This window comes from Aeromonas sp. R5-3 (assembly GCF_040908225.1).
Taxonomy (GTDB): Bacteria; Pseudomonadota; Gammaproteobacteria; order Enterobacterales; family Aeromonadaceae; genus Aeromonas; species Aeromonas dhakensis.
This window is the reverse complement of sequence record NZ_JBFODH010000020.1, coordinates 1-16,950: the sequence shown is the minus strand read 5'-3', so window position 1 is coordinate 16,950 and position 16,950 is coordinate 1. Positions and strand designations below refer to the sequence as shown.

Genomic DNA, 16,950 nt, shown 5'->3' with positions numbered 1-16,950 from the left:
TTTAGAGGATTTGACATGAGTAACGGTTTCATCGTCCAAATCATCGGCGCTGTGGTGGACATCGAGTTCCCGCAAGATGCCGTGCCCCAGGTGTACGATGCACTGAAGGTTGTCAGCGAAGGTCAAGGCCAGGGTCTGGTGCTGGAAGTTCAGCAACAGATCGGTGGCGGCGTCGTTCGTTGCATCACCATGGGCTCCTCCGACGGTCTGCGTCGTGGGTTGGAAGTAGTGAATAGCGGTAAATCCATCCAGGTGCCGGTCGGTGTATCGACTCTGGGTCGGATCATGAACGTACTGGGCGATCCGATCGACGAAAAGGGTCCGATCGGTGAAGAAGAGCGTTGGTCCATCCACCGCGCGGCTCCCAGCTACGAAGATCAGTCCAACAGCAACGACCTGCTGGAGACCGGTATCAAGGTTATCGACCTGGTATGCCCGTTCGCCAAGGGTGGTAAGGTTGGTCTGTTCGGTGGTGCCGGTGTAGGCAAGACCGTAAACATGATGGAGCTGATCCGTAACATCGCGATCGAGCACAGCGGTTACTCCGTGTTCGCCGGTGTAGGTGAACGTACCCGTGAGGGTAACGACTTCTACCACGAGATGATGGAGTCCAACGTACTGGATAAAGTATCTCTGGTTTACGGTCAGATGAACGAGCCGCCCGGAAACCGTCTGCGCGTGGCGCTGACCGGCCTGACCATGGCCGAGAAGTTCCGTGACGAAGGTCGTGACGTGCTGTTCTTCGTGGACAACATCTACCGTTACACCCTGGCCGGTACCGAAGTATCCGCACTGCTGGGCCGTATGCCCTCTGCAGTAGGTTACCAGCCGACCCTGGCCGAGGAGATGGGTGTTCTGCAGGAGCGCATCACCTCCACCAAGACCGGTTCCATCACCTCCGTACAGGCCGTTTACGTGCCTGCGGATGACTTGACCGACCCGTCTCCGGCGACCACCTTCGCCCACCTGGATGCGACCGTGGTACTGTCCCGTCAGATCGCGGCACTGGGTATCTACCCGGCCGTTGACCCGCTGGACTCCACCTCCCGTCAGCTGGATCCGCTGGTGGTTGGCAAGGAGCACTACGAGACTGCTCGTGGCGTTCAGACCGTGCTGCAGCGCTACAAGGAGCTGAAGGACATCATCGCCATCCTGGGTATGGATGAACTGTCAGAAGAAGACAAACTGACCGTAGCCCGTGCCCGTAAGATCGAGCGTTTCCTGTCCCAGCCGTTCTTCGTGGCCGAAGTGTTTACCGGTTCTCCGGGTAAATACGTGCCGCTGAAAGAGACCATCCGTGGTTTCCAGGGCATCCTGAAAGGCGAGTACGACGATCTGCCGGAGCAGGCGTTTTACATGGTTGGCAGCATCGACGAAGTTGTCGAGAAAGCCAAGAAACTGTAAGCCTCGATAGGAGGGCCCATGGCTGAGATGATCTCCTTTCACCTGGATGTGGTGAGCGCCGAAGGAAAACTGTTTTCCGGTCGCGTGCAGTCCGCTCAGGTATCAGGCTCCGAAGGTGAGCTGGGTCTCCGCCACGGTCATGCTCCGTTGCTGACTGCCATCAAGCCGGGCCTGGTCCGCTTGGTGAAGCAGAACGGAACTGAAGAGGTGCTGTACATCTCCGGCGGCATGCTGGAAGTGCAACCCGAAGCCGTGACCGTGCTGGCGGACACCGCGATTCGTGCCGACGATTTGGATGAGGCGAAAGCCCAGGAAGCCAAACGCGCGGCGGAAGAGCGGATCCACAGCTCCCATGGTGATATCGACTACGCCCAGGCCGCCACCGAGCTGGCCAAGGCGATGGCTCAACTGCGGGTCATCGATATCGTCAAAAAGAATTACCGTTAATAACGGTGAGGTAAAAAGCGACCTGCGGGTCGCTTTTTTTTTACTCGTTGGATAGACTCCGCCCAGCATTTCCACCTGTCTCAAAGGCTAGCTATGTCTCTCAATGTCGTGATCCTTGCTGCGGGTAAAGGTACCCGTATGCGTTCCTCCCTGCCCAAGGTACTGCACCCGGTCGCCAACAAGCCCATGGTCTCCCATGTGATCGATACCGCCCGCCAGGTGGGGGCCGAGCAGCTGCACCTGGTCTATGGCCACGGTGCCGAACTGCTGAAGGAGCGGATCCAGGCATCCGACCTGAACTGGGTGCTGCAGGCCCAGCAACTGGGAACCGGTCATGCGGTGGCCCAGGCCATCCCGTTCTGGAACGATGAAGACGACGTGCTGGTGCTGTACGGCGACACCCCGCTGATCCAGCCTGAGACCCTGCAGCGGCTGCTGGCCGCCAAGGCAAGCGATGGCATGGCGCTGCTGACCGTGGTGCTGGACAACCCGACCGGTTATGGCCGTATCGTGCGCAGCAATGGCCAGGTAGTCGGCATCGTCGAGCAGAAGGATGCCAACGCCGAGCAGCTCGCCATCCGCGAAGTGAACACCGGCGTGCTGGTGGCCAACGGTGGCCAGCTGCGCAGCTGGCTCTCCCGTCTGGACAACAAGAATGCCCAGGGCGAGTTCTATCTGACCGACGTCATTGCCATGGCCCACGCCGACAACTGCCCCATCGCCGCGGTTCACCCGGACAGCGCCATGGAGGTGGAAGGGGCCAACAACCGGGTGCAGCTGGCCCAGCTCGAGCGCAGCTATCAGCAGATGCAGGCCGAGAAGCTGATGATCGCCGGTGCCACCCTGATCGACCCGGCCCGCTTCGATCTGCGCGGCTCCCTGGAGATCGGGGAAGAGGTGGTGATCGACGTCAACGTCATCATCGAAGGCAAGGTGGTGCTGGGCAACCACGTCCGCATCGGGGCCGGCAGCGTGCTGAAGGATTGCGTGATCGGCGATCACACCGAGGTGAAACCCTACTCCGTCATCGAAGGCGCGCAAATCGCCGATCAGTGCTCGGTCGGTCCCTTTACCCGCCTGCGCCCGGGTGCTGTACTGGAGCAGGATGCCCACGTCGGCAATTTCGTCGAGATGAAGAAGGCCCGGCTGGGGGTTGGCTCCAAGTGCGGTCACCTGACCTATCTGGGAGATGCCGAGGTGGGTGCCAAGGTGAACATCGGTGCCGGCACAATCACCTGCAACTACGACGGGGTCAACAAGTTCCAGACCATCATCGAGGACGACGTCTTCGTCGGCTCCGACACCCAGCTGGTGGCGCCGGTGCGCATCGGCAAGGGGGCGACCCTGGGGGCCGGCTCCACCATCACCAAGGACGTGGCCGAGAACGAGCTGGTGATCACCCGGGTGCCCCAGCGCCATATCCAGAACTGGGCGCGCCCGATCAAGAAGAAGTGATACCCGATCAATGAAATGCAAACCGGCGCCTGATGGCGCCGGTTTTGTTTTCAGTTTTCCTGCCCGCTGGCGGGGGGCATCGGGGCGTTCCTCATCACCCGATACCAGTCCAGCTTGCGGGTCAGCACCATGACCAGCGCCAGGATGGCGAACAGCAGCAGGGCGCCGAGCAGCAGGGCTATCTCCTCGGCCTGCAGCAAGCCGAACAGAATGGCGTAGACCAGCCCGAGCAGGGCCGCGAAGCCGAGCCCCTGTTTGGGGCCACCAAGCACATGGCTGAGGTAGAAGCCGTTGAGGGTCACGCTGGCCAGGGCGGCAATCAGATAGGCCCAGGCAAAGCCGAGGTGTTCGGTCAGTGCCAGCAGCACCAGATAGAAGATGGCCAGCCCCATGCCCACCAGCGCGTACTGGATCGGGTGCACCCGCAATCCCTTGAGCAGCTCGAACATGAAGAAGCTGAGGAAGGTGAGGCCGATGAACAGCAGCGCATACTTGGCGGCCCGCTCGTTCTGCTGATAGTGATCCACCGGCTGCACCAGGCTGACGCTGAAGGCGGGCAGATCGCCGCTGGTGCCCTTCATCATCCGGTTGAAACGGCTCTCCATGTCGGTGGCAAACCAGCTGCTCTGCCAGCTGGCCTCGAAACCGCTGGCGGTAAGGGTGCGGCTGCCCGGCAGAAAGTCTCCGATGAAGTTGGGGTGGGGCCAGTTGCTGGCGAGGTTGAGCCTGCTGTCCTGGCCGAGAGGTACCACTTCCAGCTGGTTCATCCCCTGCAGGTCCAGTTCGATGTGAAAGGCGCCACCCTCCCCCGGCAGGGTGGCGAGCGGTGCATGGATGCCGGCCAGTCCGTCACCCAGCAAGGCGCCGGGGGCGAACGGGATGCGCTGCTCCCCCAGTTGCAGCTCGGGTACCCGGTTGATGCCGCGGGCATCGGACAGCACCAGGCTCAGATAGGGTTTGCCTGCCACCAGGGCGGGATCGGCCCCATCGACGGTCAGATCCGGTTCGCCGCTGATCAGGGTTTTACCGTTCAGTTCGGCAGGCAGTCGCCCGGAGAGGGAGAGCCGGGTGTGATAGACCTGGGCCTGGTAGATGCCTAGCTTGCGCGGGGTCACTTCCATGCTGGCCTGCACATCCAGCTGTTCCGGCAGCAGGTAGCGATAGAGCTGCAGTTTGCGCTCGAAGCGCTTGCCATCCTGCTCCACCGTGATTGTGCGGGTATAAGGCTGCACCACGACCGGCCCCAGCAGTCGCTGCGGACCGCTGCTGCTGGCCATGATGCTGTGGATGGCCTGGCTGCGATAGGTCTGGCGCTCCCGGTTCAGCTCCATGATGGATTGCACCGGCACCATCAGCAGCAGGCTGAGCAACAGCAGCAGAAAGATCTTGTGGCTGAATATCTGTTTGACCATGACACGTCTCCTTGTTGATGGCGCGAGTGTGACAGTCGTGGGTGAAGCAGAGATGGGGCTGTGTGAAGCGGGGGTGAAGGGGGATAAAAAAACCGGCGCCTGGCGCCGGTCTGGGTATCACAGGGTTTTCAGCTTGGCCGGCAGGGCGGCCAGCACCTCTTCCTTGGCCTTGAGCGAGGCGAACTGCTTGCCGGGTTTCTGCACCACGGTATGGACGAAGATGAGCTGCTTGCCCGGCTTGCTGGCCCAGCCGACGAACCAGCCGATCTGCTGCTCCCGGTTGAGGCTGCCATCCAGTTTCTTCGGGTAGCCCATGCCGGTCTTGCCGTGGATCTGCCAGCCGTCGATCTCGCTCACCTTGAGGATGTTGGCGGTGTACTGCAGGGTCTGCGCCGACACCGGCAGCTTGCCGCTCACCATCTTGCCGAGGAAGCGGGCCTGCTCCTGTGGGCTGATGGCAAGGCTGGCACTGAGCCAGGCCTGGGTCAGACCATCGTTTTTGCCAGGATTGCCGGAGAGATCCCGGTTGCCGTAGTCAAAACGGTCGACGTACTGCTGGAAGCGCTCCATCCCCAGCCATTCGGTGATCTGCTGGGAGAACCAGACCACCGAGTAGGTTTCCCAACGGCGCGGGGTGGTGGTCTCCCGCCAGGCGGGCAGCCAGTCGTCGTAACCCGGTTTGAAGGGCAGCGCCGGGTGCTCTTCGTCTACCAGAAAGCCGCTGTCATAACCCATCAGCGCCAGCGGAATCTTGAAGGTGGACGCGGGTGGCAACTGGCTTGAACAATCCCCTTCGCTGGAGAGGGTCTGGCCGTTGCCGTCGGCATAGAGAAAGCAGCCGGTGGCGGCGTTGGCCGGCAGCGAAAACAGCAGGCCTGCGCCGAGCAGGCCGGATAACAGAAGGCGGGACATGGGAGCTCCTTGAGCACATAAAGTTCGCTGGGAAAACACCAGCATAGCGCCGCTTTATGTGCCCAGTGTGAAGTGTCAGCCCGCTGGCAACCAGAGCTCGGCCAGCACTCCGCCGTCAGCCTGGTTGGTGAGGGTCAGCCGGCCGCCGTGCTGGCGCGCCACCTCCATGGCGAAGCTGAGCCCGAGGCCGCTGCTCTTGCCTTTGTCGGGTCTGGGCAGGGAGTAGAAGCGCTCGAAGATGCGCGGCAGGGCGTAGGCCGGAATGCCGGGTCCCTGATCCCGCACCCGGAAGCAGTAACCCCCCTCCTCCATGGTGCCGCTCAGCCTGAGGGTGCTGCCGACGGGGGAGAAGTCGAGAGCGTTGTCCAGTAGGTTGCCGAGGGCCTGCTCCACCAGCAGCGGGTCCCACTTCTGTTTCTGGGTTTCCCCCAGCTCGGCGTGCAGGGTGATCTGGCGGCGCTGGGCCAGGATCTGGCGGGCGTCGAGCGCCCGTCTGCCCAGTCTGGCCGGCTCGACCGCCTGTCTGTCCAGCCCCTGCCCCGACTCCAGTTTGGCCAGCTGCAGCATCCGCTCGATCAGTTGCTGCATGCGGGCCGTCTCCAGATTGATGTTGCCGATAAAGCGCTTTGCGATGTCCAGCGGCGGCGCCTCGGTCAGTATTTCCCCTGCCCCGCGAATGGCGGCCAGCGGGCTCTTGAGCTCGTGGGTCAGGCTGTGCACATAGGCTTCGATGTAGGCCTTGCCGTCCAGCTGGCGGCGCATGGTTTCCAGGGAGCGGCCGAGCCGATCCAGCTCCGGGCTGTAGAGGCGTGGCAGAGTGGCGGGTTGGCCCTGGCTGACCGCATCGGCATAGTGCACCAGCTTGCCGATGGCGCGGTTGAGCCACCACACCAGCAGGGCGCCGATCAGCAGCGAGATGAACAGCAGCAGGGCAGCCCCCTGCAGCAGCTGGTGCTCGCTGCGTTCTATCATGGGCAGCAGGGTGCGGTTGGGTTTGGCGACGGTGAGGGAGCCGAGGATGTCGTCCCCCTCCCGCAGCGGGGCGGCGACGTGCATCACCGAGCTGGTGGGATCGTCGGGATCGCTGCGGGTGCTGCGGGCGCCGTATTCGCCGCGCAGGGTCAGGTAGACGTCGTTCCAGCGCGAGTAGTCCTTGCCCAGATCCACCCCGTCCGAGTCGTAAACCACCTTGCCCCAGCGATCGACCACATAGATGCGGTACTCCGCCTGCTGCTTGAGGTGGCCGTCGATGAGGGCGTTGATGGGGCTCTGGTTGAGGCGGGCGAAGGCGCTGGCCAGCCGGCCGTCGGCCATCTTCCCCTCCTGCAGGTCATCCAGCGCCAGCGGGGCCAGCATCTGGGCCATGTCTACCAGGGTATCTTCGGTAGCGCTGCGCACCCCGGGTTTGATCTCCTCGACGAAGATCTCCAGCACGAACCAGGCGGCCAGCGCAAAGATCAGCACCAGCCCGCACAGCAGTTGCAGTCCGATTCTCATGTCATCCCCCGACCGTGACCCGGCAACCCTCTGTTCATGCCTGCTCCAGGCTGTAACCCAATCCGCGGTGGGTCAGGATCAGGTTGGCGTCCGGATCCCGCTCTCGCAGCTTGGCGCGGATGGTTTTGATGTGGGTGTCGACGGTGCGATCTAGGCTCTCTTCCGCCCCGCTCCACACCAGATCCATCAGCTGCTGGCGGGAGTAGACCCGGCCCGGCGTCAGCATCAGGGTCTTGAGCAGCAGGTATTCGTAGCGGGTGAGCGCCAGCGGCTGGCCGTGAAAGCTGATGCGGGCCCGCTCCTCGTCCAGGGTGAGTGTCTGGCTCGGCTGGGGGGCGGCTAGCTGGCTGCGGCGCAGGATGACCCGTACCCTGGCGCACACCTCGCGGGGCGAGAAGGGCTTGGCCACATAGTCGTCGGCGCCAATCTCCAGTCCAATCAGGCGGTCTATCTCTTCGCTGCGGGCAGTGAGGAACATCAGGGGGACGTCGCAGCGGGCTCGTACCTCCTTGCACAGCTCGAAGCCGCTGATGTCCGGCAACCCCACATCCAGGATCAGGAAGTCGGGGCGCGACTGGGCAAGTCGCGCCAGCAACGGCTGGCCGAGGGAAAACCACTCCACCTCGAAACCGTCGGTTTGCAGGGCATAGATCAGGGTGTCGGCGATGCTGGCTTCATCTTCTACCAGCCAGATGGTTCGTTTTTGCATGGCATCCTCGTCGCAAATCAGCCCCCCATTCTGGCATCGAACCATATCGGATCCTATTTGCCGTTTGATTTTTCCAGAAAAGGCATTAATATTTCGACATTCTTTCGAATCGAAACTTTAAGATGACCAAACGTAATACTCAGCAGCGCCGTCACACCATAGTGAGCCTGGTGCAGGAGCAGGGTGAAGTGAGCGTCGATGCCCTGGCCAAGCACTTCTCCACCTCCGAGGTGACCATTCGCAAAGATCTGGCCGTGCTGGAGACCGGTGGCCTGTTGCTGCGTCGTTACGGTGGCGCCGTGCCCCTGCCCAGCGAGATGGTGGTGGACGGCAATCCAGAGCAAGTTTCGAAACGAAAGCTGGCTATCGCCAAGGCTGCGGCCGAACGGATCCGCGATCACAACCGCGTCATCATCGACAGCGGCACCACTACCAGCGCCATGATCCCGCTGCTCGGCAACAAGCGCGGTCTCATCGTGATGACCAACTCCCTCAATGTGGCCGGTGCCCTGCGCGAGCTGGAAAACGAGCCTACCCTGTTAATGACGGGAGGCACATGGGACCCCCACTCCGAATCCTTCCAGGGTCAGGTGGCGGAGCAGGTGCTGCGCTCCTATGACTTCGACCAGCTGTTCATCGGCGCCGACGGCATCGATCCGGAACGCGGTACCACCACCTTCAATGAGCTGGTGGGGCTGTCCCGGGTGATGGCCGAGGTGTCGCGGGAGGTCATCGTCATGGTGGAGTCGGAGAAGATCGGCCGCAAGATCCCCAATCTCGAACTGCCCTGGTCCAGCATCCATACCCTGGTGACCGACGAGGGGCTGGCTATCTCGGCCAGAGAACGAATTCAGGCCAAGGGGATCCAGCTGATCTGCGCCCCCGTGGCAGTCTGACCTGAACAAATGATTATCCAACCGAATCAATAGCGTCTTAAGGAGAAGTGTATGTGTGGCATCGTCGGGGCCGTCGCCCAACGTGATGTGGCTGAAATTCTGGTAGAGGGTCTGCGCCGTCTGGAATATCGCGGCTACGACTCGGCCGGTGTGGCCGTGTTCAGCGCCAGTCAGCCGCTGCAGCGGGTGCGTCGCCTCGGCAAGGTGGCCGAGCTGGCCAAGGCGCTGGACGAGCAGTCCGTGCATGGCGGTACCGGCATCGCCCACACCCGCTGGGCCACTCACGGCGAACCGTCCGAGCGCAATGCCCACCCTCACGTCTCCGAGCATATCGTGGTGGTGCACAACGGCATCATCGAGAACCATGAAGAGCTGCGGGAAGAGTTGAAGGCGCTGGGCTATGTGTTCAGCTCCGACACCGACACCGAGGTGATCGCCCACCTGGTGCACCACGAGCTGAAATCCGCCCCCAGCCTGCTGGCTGCCATGCAGGTCGCGGTGAAGCAGCTGCGCGGCGCCTACGGCACCGTGGTGATGGACAGCCGTGACGACAGCCGCGTGGTGGTGGCCCGTTCCGGCTCCCCGCTGGTGATCGGCCGCGGCATCGGCGAGAACTTCATCGCTTCCGACCAGATGGCGCTGCTGCCCGTGACCCGCCGCTTCATCTTCCTGGAAGAGGGTGACGTGGCCGAAGTGACCCGTCGCGACGTGCACATCTTCGATACCCACGGCGAGGCCGTGGTGCGTGAAGAGCAGGAGTCCGAACTCTCCCACGACGCCGGTGACAAAGGCGAGTATCGCCACTACATGCTCAAAGAGATCCACGAGCAACCCAAGGCCATCACCAACACCCTGGAAGGGCGTCTGGGTGGTGATCACGTGGTGGTCGAGTCGTTCGGCAACGGTGCGCGCGCCATCTTCGACAAGGTCGATCACGTGCAGATCGTCGCCTGCGGCACCTCCTATCACTCCGGCATGGTGGCTCGCTACTGGTTCGAAGAGATCGCCGGCGTCTCCTGCGACGTGGAGATCGCCTCCGAATTCCGCTATCGCAAGTCGGTGGTGCGCCCCAACAGCCTGCTGGTGACCCTCTCCCAGAGTGGCGAGACCGCCGATACCCTGGCCGCCTTGCGCCTGGCCAAGGAGTCCGGCTACATGAGCTCGCTGGCCATCTGCAACGTGCCGGGCTCCTCCCTGGTGCGCGAATCGGATCTGGCCTTTATGACCCGAGCGGGGGCTGAAATTGGAGTGGCCTCTACCAAGGCGTTCACCACCCAGCTGGCCGGTCTGCTGATGCTGGTGGCCTCCATCGGTCGTTGCCGCGGCCACCTGAGCACCGCCGCCGAAGCCGAGCTGGTCAAGGCGCTGCAGGCCCTGCCGCTGCGCATCAAGGAGAGCCTGGCGCTGGCCAAGGATATCGAGGCCCTGGCCGAAGAGTTTGCCGACAAGCACCACAGCCTGTTCCTGGGTCGCGGCAGCCAGTACCCCATCGCCATGGAAGGGGCACTCAAGCTGAAAGAGATCTCCTACATCCACGCCGAGGCCTATGCCGCCGGTGAGTTGAAGCACGGCCCGCTGGCGCTGATCGATGCCGAGATGCCCATCATAGTGGTGGCGCCGAACAACGATCTGCTGGAGAAGCTCAAGTCCAACGTGGAAGAGGTGCGTGCCCGTGGCGGTATCCTCTACGTGTTCGCCGATGCCGATACCGGCTTCAAGAGCGACGAGACCATGCGGGTGATGAGCCTGAACCACGTGGAAGAGGTGATCGCGCCGATCGTCTATACCGTGCCGCTGCAGTTGCTCTCCTACCATGTTGCCCTCATCAAGGGCACCGACGTGGATCAGCCGCGCAACCTGGCGAAATCCGTCACGGTGGAATAAGCCGTCGCCGGAAATGAAAAAAGAGCCGCATTGCGGCTCTTTTTTATTGGCTGTGCTGCCGGGCTGGCGTCACGACAACCGCAGGTTGGTGATGGTCACGTCGTCCAGCGAAGGCACTATGATGCCGCTGGAGATGCTCTTGGCGATCGCCTGGTTGCGGTTCTTCGAGTCGGTCTTGTTGGTGACCTGATTGAGGTGGAAGTTCACGGTCCGCTCGCTGATGCCGAGGATGGTGGCGATCTCCCAGGAGGTCTTGCCCTCGCTGGCCCAGAACAGGCACTCCTTCTCCCGATCGGACAGCTCGGTCAGGTACTTCATCAGGTCCGGCCTGCTCTTTATCAACTGCAGCGCCGAGTTGAAGATGTAGCTGGCGCAGAACGACAGCAAGGGAACGTTTTCAAACATCAGATCGGAATTGGACTTCTCCTTGCTGATGAAGGAGAGAATGCCGTGTTCCCCCTGCGGCGTGTGCAGCGGGAAGGAGACGCCGTTTCTCACCCCGAAGTCGGCGGCCAGGTTCATCACCTCCCGGCTGGCGCTGGGCAGCCAGGGGGAGTCGCAGTCGAGCTTGTTCCAGAAGATGGGCTGGGTCTGCTTCAGTCCCAGGAAGACGACCGGATCCTGGGTCAGGTAGTGCCGTTCCGAGTAGGCATCGAACCAGCTGGTGGGGCAGTTGTTGAACAACGCCACATGGGATTTCTGCATGCTGATGGGGAAAATAATCAGCAAACGAAAGTAATCAAAGCCCATCTGGTGACTGAAGCGCTCCAGCTGCTGCTGGATATCGCTGGTCTTCTTGGCCTTGGTGAACCGATCGATATGTTCCCAGATCGCATCGTTGAACATGAACTTCTCCTTTTTCGATCTCTATCACATTGATCGAAAAGATATTTTTTATTTATTAATTTGGTGTTGTGACGAACAACGCCAGTGACTCCCGTGCTTGCTTAAAAATTATCCTGTTTTTTCAGCCGAAGGCCAACAAAATCATCTGATTGCCACTGACCCTCCACTCTGAGACAATGAGAATAGTTATCATTGTTAAGATTTATATCATGAACAAGTTTTGGGGTTTGGCCTTGTTGCCACTGTCAGTCCACTTCGCTGCCGGCGCCGACGAGCTGGTCGCGCCGGCACTGAAAAACAGCATAGCTGCCGGGAAAGCCTCCCAGCAGCGCGTGGAGAAAGCCGCCGATGCGGCCGTTGCCGCCAGGCTGGAGCTGCAGAATGCGCAGTTGCAACTGCGCGATCTGGAAGCCTACAACCGCTACATGCAGTCTCTGGTGGCCGATCAGCAAAATGAGCTGGGCAAGCTGAGTCAGCAACTGGAAGCGGTACAGGAGACCCGGCAGGGCCTGATCCCGCTGATGCTGCAGATGCAGGCCGATCTGGAGCAGCTGGTACAAAATGACATTCCGCTGCGCAAGGAAGATCGCCTGGCGCGAGTTGAACAGTTGAAAGCCACTCTGGCCAGGGCTGACGTGAGCGAAGCGGAGAAGTTCCGCCAGCTGCTGCAGGCCTACCAGATCGAAGCGGAATATGGCAGCCGGCTCGACAGTTATGCCGCCGAACTGGTGCTGGACGGCGCGCCGCGCCGGGTCGACGTGCTGGCGGTGGGCCGGGTCTCCCTGTTGGCGATGACCGCCGATCGTTCCCAGGCGTGGCGCTGGTCCGCGCAGAACAAGCAGTGGCAGCCCCTCGACAGCCAGTGGCTCTCCCCCGTCGCCGAGGCGCTGGAGATGGCCGCCGACAAGAAGGTTCCCCAGTTGCTGAATGTCCCCCTTTCCGTCAGCCGTGGTCAGGAGGCCCAGTCATGAGCGTCACCATGAAGTGGTTCCCCCTCGCCCTCGCCCTCTCTCTGGGCACCACTGCCGCCGTGGCCGACGAAGCCTGGCAGCAGCAGGAACAGGTCCGTGAACAGCAGGCACAGCAGGATCTGGCGTCCGTCTCCAAGGAGCTGAACAGTGCCCGCGCCAAGCTGGCCGAGGCCCAGCGCCTGAGCAAGGAGCTGGCCAGCCAGTTCGCCACCAATGAGAAGCAGCTGGTCGAACTCAATGCCCAGTGGGAGCAGGCCTCCGGCGACATGAACGAGATCTTTGCGGTCACCCGCCAGGGGGCCAGCGATGCGGTCAAGCTGCTGAGTGAATCCGCGGTCGAGGGTCAGTACCCCGAGCGCCTCGCGCCGCTCAAGGCGATGGCACAGGAGAAGCAGGTACCGGATCGCGTCGCCCTCGCCCTGCTGCCTGCCACCCTGCTGCAGGAGATCCGCGAGTCGGGCCGGGTTGCCCAGTTCAATGGCAAGGTGCTGGATGCCCAGGGGGCGGCCAGCGAGCAGCCACTGACCCGGGTCGGCAGCTTCGCGCTGTTTGGCGAGCAGGGGTTCCTGCAACCCACTGCCGAAGGCCTGAGCCCGGTGCTGGGCCTGCCCGGCAACGTGCTCTCCGCCGCGGCCGCCTATCAAGGCCAGGAAGGAGAAACGCTGCCGCTGGATCCCTCCCACGGCACCCTGCTGGCAATGCTGGCGCAAGCCCCTACCTTCTGGCAGCAAGTCCAGCAGGGCGGCCAGGTCGGCGCCATCATAGTGCTGCTGGCCGCCATCGGCCTGGGGATCGCCGGGGTGCGGCTGTGGAGCCTTTCCCGTGAACTGGGTCGGGTTCGTCGCCAGCTCAAGAGCGGTGAATATCATGCCGACAACGCCCTCGGCCGGGTGCTGACGGTGGCGGACAAGCATCCCGAGCTGAGCATGGAGACCCTCGAACTGCGTCTCGATGAGGCGATCCTGCAGGAGACCCCTCGCATGGAGCGCGGCATCGGCATGGTCAAGGTGATCGCGGCCATTGCCCCCATGCTGGGGCTGCTCGGCACCGTGACCGGGATGATCGGCACTTTCCAGGCCATCACCCAGTTCGGCACCGGCGATCCCAAGATCATGGCGGGCGGCATCTCCATGGCGCTGGTCACCACGGTACAGGGTCTGGTCGCGGCCATTCCGCTGATCCTGGCCCACAGCCTGCTGCAGTCCCGCTTCACCGAGCTCTCCAACGTGCTGGAGCAGCAGGTGGCCGGCATTTTGGCCGAGCGGGCCGAAAGCAACCGTGACGGGATGGAGCGGGCGGCATGATGCTCGACATCTGGCAACAGCTGCAGAGCTTCATGGGCCGTGGCGGCCCGGTGCTCTGGGTCATTCTGGCCCTGCTGGTGCTGATGTGGATTCTGATGATCGAGCGGCTGCTCTACCTCAACCTGGGGTTTGCCCCGCTGCAGCGCCAGCTGCTCGGCCGCTGGCAGGCCCGCAGCGAGCGTCACAGCTGGCACGCTCGGGCGATTCGCGGGCGCTGGCTGGCCGAGGCCGAGCTTGAGCTCAACCGTCATCTGATCTTCATCCGCACCCTGGTGGTGCTCTGCCCCATGCTGGGGCTGCTGGGTACCGTGACCGGCATGATAGGCGTATTCGATGCGTTGGCCGCGGCCAACCGCTTTAACCCGGAGAGCATGGCGGGCGGGATCTCCCGTGCCACCATCCCCACCATGGCTGGCATGGTGGTCGCTCTCTCCGGCGTGTTGTTACTCAGCCGGCTCGAGAGCCAGGCCAAGCGTGCGCTGGCCAAGACCCGGGACGGCCTGCGAGAAGAGAAGGTAATGCAATGAGACGGCAATCCAAACGCCAGCGCGACGAAGTGCAGATCGACATGACCCCCATGCTGGATATCGTGTTCATCATGCTGATCTTCTTTATTGTCACCACCTCCTTTGTGCGCGAAGCCGGGCTCGAGGTGCACAGGCCCCAGGCCAGCCAGGCCAAGGCGCAGAAGTCCTCCAGCATCATGCTGGCGATCGGTCCCCAAGGGCAGATATTCCTCGACCGCAAGCAGATCGACGTGGAGCGAGTTCAGGCCAGCGTCGCCCGCCTGCTGGCGGAACAGCCCGATGCCAGCCTGGTGATCCAGGCCGACGAGCGGGTTCCCCACGGCAAGGTGGTGCGGGTGATGGATGAGGCCAAGGCGGCGGGCATCGCCAACATCGCCGTGGCGGTGGCACCGAAATGAAATACAAGCTGATGAGCCTGGGACTGGGGATTGCCCTCAGTCTGGGGATCCTGTTGTTCATGGCCACCCTGGTGGAGCCGCCCAGAGGGGAGAAGGCGAGCGCCGAGCAGAAATCCATCGTCATCAACATGCAGAACGAGGTGACCGAGGTGCAGGTGCGTGAGCGCCCGGTACCCCAGGAGCCGGAACCCTTGCCGGAGCCGCCTGCCGCGCTGGCCTCGACGCCGCTGCCTATGCCGGCGGCGGCCCCGCTGCCCTCGGTGCAGCCGAGCCTGGATCTGGTCTCCAGCCTCAGCGCGGTGCAGGTCTATGCCCCTGGCGTTGCGACCAGTCCCAACCCGGTCGCGAGCGGCAACTTCCATGGCCAGCAGCAAGGTGCCGGGATCGGCGCCGGCGACATGCTGATGCCATTGCAGCGGATCGAGCCAGTCTATCCCTATCGGGCCCAGCAGGCCGGCATCGAAGGGTCGGTGACCTTACGTTTCAGCGTCGATGCCGACGGTCGGGTACAGGATGTGGAAGTGGTCGAGGCCAAGCCGAAGCGTCAGTTCGAGCGGGCGGCCATTCAGGCGATCAACAAGTGGCGCTATCAGCCGAGACCCGGCGCCACCGACAAGCTGGTGCAAGTCATCACGCTCAAATTCAAACTGGAGTCATAACTATGTTGCGGATCTGGATCTGTGTGCTGGCCCTGGTCAGCCAAGCCTGTCTGGCGATGGAGGTGAGCCCTCTTTTCTCCCGCCAGCTGGAGCCCGTGATGAAGCTCTATCAGTCCGGCCAGTGGCAACAGGCCCAGAGCAAGGCATCCGGCCTCAAACCAAATAGCGATGCTGAGCGCGCCTGGCTGGCCCAACTGCAGGCGTCCCTGGCTGCCAACCTGCAGCAGACCGCGCAGGCAAGCCGTTACGTGGAGCAGGCTCTGGCCTATAAAGAGTGGCCCGAGCAGCAACAGCTGCAACTGCTGCGGCTGCGCGGCGACATCCAGGCCCAGCAATCCAACTGGACCGGCGCCATCGCCAGCTACAAGGCCGCGTTGGCCATCAAGGCTGATGATGCTTTGCGCCTGCGTCTGGCCGGCCTCTATTACCACAACAAGCAGTACGGTGAGGCGGCCAGCCAGAGTGAACAGCTGTTGAAGAAGAGCTGGCAGAAGCAGGCAGCCATCATCCGCCTCTCCGCTCTCACCGCGCTGCAGCGCTACACAGTGGCCGCCGATCAGGCCGAAGAGCTGATCCGTCATGAGCCGAAAGAGAGCAAGTGGTGGCAACAGGCGGTGTCGCTCAACCTCTCCGCCAAGCGCGGCGATCAGGCGCTGGCACTGCTGCAAACCGCCATCGACCGTCAGCTGATGGATGATGCCGCCACCCGCAACCAGCTGATCCGTCTTTATGCCTGGCAGGGACTGCCCTATCGCGGCGCCCGCCTGCTGGAAGCTGCCATGGTGAAGGGACAGATGAAGCAAAGCGCTGAGAACCGTCAGCTGCTGGCCCAGTTGTGGGAAGGGGCGCGCGAGTGGCCGAAGGCTGTCGACAGCTGGCAACTGCTCGCCCGTGAGCATACTCATCCCAAGGCGGCCATGCGCGCCGCCGAGCTGCTGTTGCAACAAGGCAAAACAGATGCCGCCATGACCCAGCTCGCGGCCATCAAGTCGGTGAAAGGGGAGCAAGGCAACAGGGCCAAGGCACTGCTGGTGCAAGCACACCTTAATAAGGAGCAGTATGCCGAGGCGCTGGTGCTGGCCCGTGAACTGCAGCAGCAGGGCAACTGGCAGCAGCGGGCGACCAGCTGGGTCAACTATATCCAGGCTCAAAGCGAAGAGTTGAGCAAAAAAGCGGCGTGAAACTGGGCGGAAACCTGTGATTAGAGGGCTTTAGTCTGCTTTTTCAGCAAACGAACGCATTTTTGCAAAAAGCCCTTGTCATCGCGACGCGCCTCCCTATAATGCGCCCTCACCAGCACGGCAGAACACGCCAACCTGATGAGCTAGCTTCCTCGTGAAGCCAGCGCCGAAAGAAAAGCGAAAACAAGCGCTTGACTTTCGAAGTGGGGAAGGTATTATATGCCACCTCAGCGCGACAAGCGCCACGCTCTTTAACAATTTGAATCAAGCAATCTGTGTGGGCACTCACAGCATCGAGCATCAAAAACAATTTTTGATTTTCAATGTCTGATGAAGTGACCAAAGCAACTTTTAGTTGCAGCAGTTAATTCAGCAATTCATTGAGCCGCCTTAATTGGCAACCAAACTTAAATTGAAGAGTTTGATCATGGCTCAGATTGAACGCTGG

General features: G+C 62.1%; 16 protein-coding genes. 11 read left to right on the top strand and 5 right to left on the bottom strand.

What is annotated here, in order from left to right; genetic code table 11:
• Positions 1–15: 15 nt before the first annotated feature.
• The 3 genes from atpD (at position 16) to glmU (ending at position 3,306) form a co-directional block, all read left to right on the top strand.
• The gene (gene atpD / locus AB5Y95_RS11380) at positions 16–1,404 is read left to right on the top strand and encodes a F0F1 ATP synthase subunit beta (protein ID WP_005307215.1); all 1,389 of its coding nucleotides are present in this window, start codon (positions 16–18) and stop codon (positions 1,402–1,404) included.
• Positions 1,405–1,422: 18 nt separating this feature from the next.
• Positions 1,423–1,851, top strand: a complete 429-nt coding sequence (locus AB5Y95_RS11375) for a F0F1 ATP synthase subunit epsilon (RefSeq protein ID WP_005307217.1) — start codon at positions 1,423–1,425, stop codon at positions 1,849–1,851.
• A 93-nt stretch (positions 1,852–1,944) separates the two neighbouring features.
• Positions 1,945–3,306 (top strand): bifunctional UDP-N-acetylglucosamine diphosphorylase/glucosamine-1-phosphate N-acetyltransferase GlmU, encoded by a 1,362-nt coding sequence (glmU, locus tag AB5Y95_RS11370; protein WP_017787835.1) that lies wholly within the window; start codon positions 1,945–1,947, stop codon positions 3,304–3,306.
• Between the two features lie 50 nt (positions 3,307–3,356).
• Here the strand turns inward: glmU and creD are convergent, their stop codons facing one another.
• The 4 genes from creD to blrA all read right to left on the bottom strand — a co-directional run bounded on the left by creD (position 3,357) and on the right by blrA (position 7,836).
• Entirely contained in the window at positions 3,357–4,718 is a 1,362-nt protein-coding gene (creD, locus tag AB5Y95_RS11365) for a cell envelope integrity protein CreD (protein WP_368161075.1), read from the bottom strand.
• A gap of 117 nt (positions 4,719–4,835) precedes the next feature.
• Positions 4,836–5,630, bottom strand: coding sequence for an OXA-12 family class D beta-lactamase (gene blaOXA, locus AB5Y95_RS11360; protein ID WP_368161073.1), 795 nt, complete (start codon positions 5,628–5,630; stop codon positions 4,836–4,838).
• A gap of 75 nt (positions 5,631–5,705) precedes the next feature.
• Positions 5,706–7,127 carry a beta-lactam sensor histidine kinase BlrB gene (gene blrB, locus AB5Y95_RS11355; protein ID WP_368161071.1) on the bottom strand — a complete coding sequence of 474 codons (1,422 nt, stop codon included), beginning with the start codon at positions 7,125–7,127 and terminating at the stop codon, positions 5,706–5,708.
• Between the two features lie 34 nt (positions 7,128–7,161).
• Positions 7,162–7,836, bottom strand: a complete 675-nt coding sequence (gene blrA / locus AB5Y95_RS11350) for a beta-lactam response regulator transcription factor BlrA (protein WP_368161069.1) — start codon at positions 7,834–7,836, stop codon at positions 7,162–7,164.
• Positions 7,837–7,958: 122 nt separating this feature from the next.
• On the opposite strand from blrA, the gene AB5Y95_RS11345 reads away from it, so the two are divergent.
• Together AB5Y95_RS11345 and glmS are read left to right on the top strand one after the other, a co-directional pair.
• Positions 7,959–8,732, top strand: coding sequence for a DeoR/GlpR family DNA-binding transcription regulator (locus AB5Y95_RS11345; RefSeq protein ID WP_005307234.1), 774 nt, complete (start codon positions 7,959–7,961; stop codon positions 8,730–8,732).
• A gap of 51 nt (positions 8,733–8,783) precedes the next feature.
• Positions 8,784–10,616: a glutamine--fructose-6-phosphate transaminase (isomerizing) gene (gene glmS / locus AB5Y95_RS11340; protein WP_017785154.1), complete on the top strand. Its 1,833-nt coding sequence runs from the start codon at positions 8,784–8,786 to the stop codon at positions 10,614–10,616.
• Positions 10,617–10,685: 69 nt separating this feature from the next.
• Here glmS and AB5Y95_RS11335 read toward each other — a convergent pair whose 3' ends face one another.
• Positions 10,686–11,462 carry a LuxR family transcriptional regulator gene (locus AB5Y95_RS11335; protein ID WP_016352388.1) on the bottom strand — a complete coding sequence of 259 codons (777 nt, stop codon included), beginning with the start codon at positions 11,460–11,462 and terminating at the stop codon, positions 10,686–10,688.
• A 209-nt stretch (positions 11,463–11,671) separates the two neighbouring features.
• Here AB5Y95_RS11335 and AB5Y95_RS11330 point away from each other — a divergent pair, with 209 nt between their 5' ends.
• From AB5Y95_RS11330 to AB5Y95_RS11305, 6 genes are read left to right on the top strand one after another with little or no spacing between them, the layout of a single operon-like run.
• Entirely contained in the window at positions 11,672–12,433 is a 762-nt protein-coding gene (locus AB5Y95_RS11330) for a DUF3450 domain-containing protein (RefSeq protein WP_017766614.1), read from the top strand.
• Positions 12,430–13,737 carry a MotA/TolQ/ExbB proton channel family protein gene (locus tag AB5Y95_RS11325; protein WP_206866170.1) on the top strand — a complete coding sequence of 436 codons (1,308 nt, stop codon included), beginning with the start codon at positions 12,430–12,432 and terminating at the stop codon, positions 13,735–13,737. Before AB5Y95_RS11330 ends, AB5Y95_RS11325 begins: the two co-directional genes overlap by 4 nt.
• Positions 13,734–14,264: a MotA/TolQ/ExbB proton channel family protein gene (locus AB5Y95_RS11320; protein WP_005307253.1), complete on the top strand. Its 531-nt coding sequence runs from the start codon at positions 13,734–13,736 to the stop codon at positions 14,262–14,264. Before AB5Y95_RS11325 ends, AB5Y95_RS11320 begins: the two co-directional genes overlap by 4 nt.
• Positions 14,261–14,662 (top strand): biopolymer transporter ExbD, encoded by a 402-nt coding sequence (locus tag AB5Y95_RS11315; RefSeq protein ID WP_010635580.1) that lies wholly within the window; start codon positions 14,261–14,263, stop codon positions 14,660–14,662. The genes AB5Y95_RS11320 and AB5Y95_RS11315 overlap by 4 nt, the downstream gene beginning before the upstream one ends.
• Positions 14,659–15,321 (top strand): energy transducer TonB, encoded by a 663-nt coding sequence (locus AB5Y95_RS11310; protein WP_017766612.1) that lies wholly within the window; start codon positions 14,659–14,661, stop codon positions 15,319–15,321. Before AB5Y95_RS11315 ends, AB5Y95_RS11310 begins: the two co-directional genes overlap by 4 nt.
• A gap of 2 nt (positions 15,322–15,323) precedes the next feature.
• On the top strand, positions 15,324–16,502 hold the full coding sequence (locus tag AB5Y95_RS11305; RefSeq protein WP_368161066.1) for a hypothetical protein: 1,179 nt from the start codon (positions 15,324–15,326) through the stop codon (positions 16,500–16,502).
• The last annotated feature ends 448 nt before the right edge of the window (positions 16,503–16,950 follow it).